Here is a 2,033-nt window from a genome sequence, read left to right as displayed (position 1 = left end):
TGGGTGATACAAACAGTTGTTTATCTGCAATAGGTGCAAAAAGATTGCATATACCGATATTCCACATGGAAGCCGGTAACAGATGTAAAGATGAATGTTTACCTGAAGAAACAAACAGAAGAATAGTGGATATTATAAGTGATGTTAACCTTTGTTACAGCGAACATGCAAGAAGGTATTTAATAGAAAACGGCTTACCTAAAGAAAGAACATATTTAACAGGTTCTCCTATGGCGGAAGTTTTGCATAACAATTTAAAGTCAATACAAAAAAGTAACATATTAAAAAAATTGAAATTACAAAAAGGTAAATACATATTGCTTTCTGCACACAGAGAAGAAAATATAGATACCGATAAAAACTTTTTGTCACTGTTTAATGCAATAAACAAGTTGGCACAAAAATATAATATGCCTATTTTGTATTCTTGCCATCCGAGAAGTGCAAAAAAATTGGAATCTGCAAAATTCAAATTAGATAAAAGAGTTATTAAACACCAACCGTTAGGTTTCCACGATTATAACTGTTTACAGTTAAACTCTTTTGCGGTAGTTTCCGACAGCGGCACATTACCGGAAGAAAGCAGTTTCTTTGCTTCAATAGGTAAATCTTTCCCGGCAGTATGTATAAGAACATCGACAGAAAGACCTGAAGCACTTGAAAAAGCTTGTTTTGTATTGGCAGGAATAGACGATAAATCATTGTTACAATCGGTAGAAATTGCAGTAAATATGAACAAAGAAAAAGATTTTCCTATACCTGTAACAGATTATACAGACGAAAATGTTTCAAGTAAAGTAGTAAAGATAATTCAAAGTTATACGAATATTGTTAACAGAGTAGTTTGGAAAAAATGAACATAATGGTTGTAACTCAATGTTTTCATCCTGACACATATCACATTAACCATATAGTGCAAGATATGTGTAGCAGGGGGCATACGGTAACGGTGGTAACCGGCAAACCGGACTATGCCACAAGCAGGGTGCCTAAAGAATATAAATGGTTCAGAAAACACCATGAGTATTTAGGTAAAGCGGAAGTTTGGCGTGTTCCTATAATTGCCCGCCGTCACGGTGCAATTATGAGGTTTTTAAATTATTTGTCGTTTATTATTACAGGAAGTATATTTTGTTCTTTTAAAAATTTTAAACCGTTTGATGTTATTTATATTTGGGGTGTATCACCTATAACAATGGCAATTCCTGCAATAGTTTTAAAATACAGATATAAAAAACCGATATTTTATTATTGCCTCGATTTATGGCCTGAAAGCATGAAAGCTTTCAATGTCGGTGAAAAAAATCCTGTATTTATTGCAGTTAAACAATTGTGCAAATGGATATATTCCAAATTCGATAAAGTTGCAGTAACATCAATACCGTTTATTGAATATATTAAAACTGTTAATAAATACAACAAAGAAATAACTTATTTACCGCAGTATGGTGCAGACGAATATTTAAATAAAGATTTTACAGCAACAGATAACGGAATAACGGATTTTGTTTGGGCAGGCAATATTGGATATGTTCAAAATTTACAAACTCTTATTGATGCTGTAGAAAAAATAAAAGACGAATCTGATTTTTTAGTGCATATAGTCGGTGACGGTTCCGCAAAAAAACATTATGAAGAACTTGTTAATAAAAAACAGTTGAATAACAAAATAATTTTTTACGGCAGGGTTCCTTTTGCGGATATGGAAAAATATTACAAATTGGCAGATGCTTGTTTGTTAACATTGGATGGTAGTAACAAAATAGGGGAAACTTTACCTGTAAAAATGCAAGGGTATATGGCGGCAGGCAAACCTGTAATTGCAGCAATTAACGGAGCAGGGCAACAAACCATAAAGGAAAGTAACTGCGGTTTGGTAGCAGATTATAACGATAGTGATGGCTTGGCAAATATAATGCTGGACTTTATAAAAAACAAAGAAAAATATTCTTCTTACGGTGAAAATGCAAGAAAATATTTTAAAGAAAGTTTTACAAAAGAAAAACATTTTGAAGTACTTGAACAATTGCTGC

At 32.7% G+C, this 2,033-nt stretch carries 2 protein-coding genes; both read left to right on the top strand.

Annotated features, from left to right (window positions below; all coding sequences use genetic code 11):
* On the top strand, nt 1-857 hold an 857-nt coding region (locus ACMUOV_RS05470), incomplete at its 5' end, for a UDP-N-acetyl glucosamine 2-epimerase (RefSeq protein WP_413854098.1).
* A partial coding sequence (locus ACMUOV_RS05465; protein ID WP_413854097.1) for a glycosyltransferase family 4 protein occupies nt 854-2,033 on the top strand: 1,180 nt, incomplete at its 3' end. The genes ACMUOV_RS05470 and ACMUOV_RS05465, both read left to right, overlap by 4 nt.

This window comes from Candidatus Ruminimicrobium bovinum (assembly GCF_902760015.1).
In the GTDB taxonomy this organism is placed as follows: Bacteria; Elusimicrobiota; Endomicrobiia; order Endomicrobiales; family Endomicrobiaceae; genus Ruminimicrobium; species Ruminimicrobium bovinum.
Note: the sequence above shows the minus strand (reverse complement) of the source record. Positions and strands in the feature narration are given on the sequence as shown.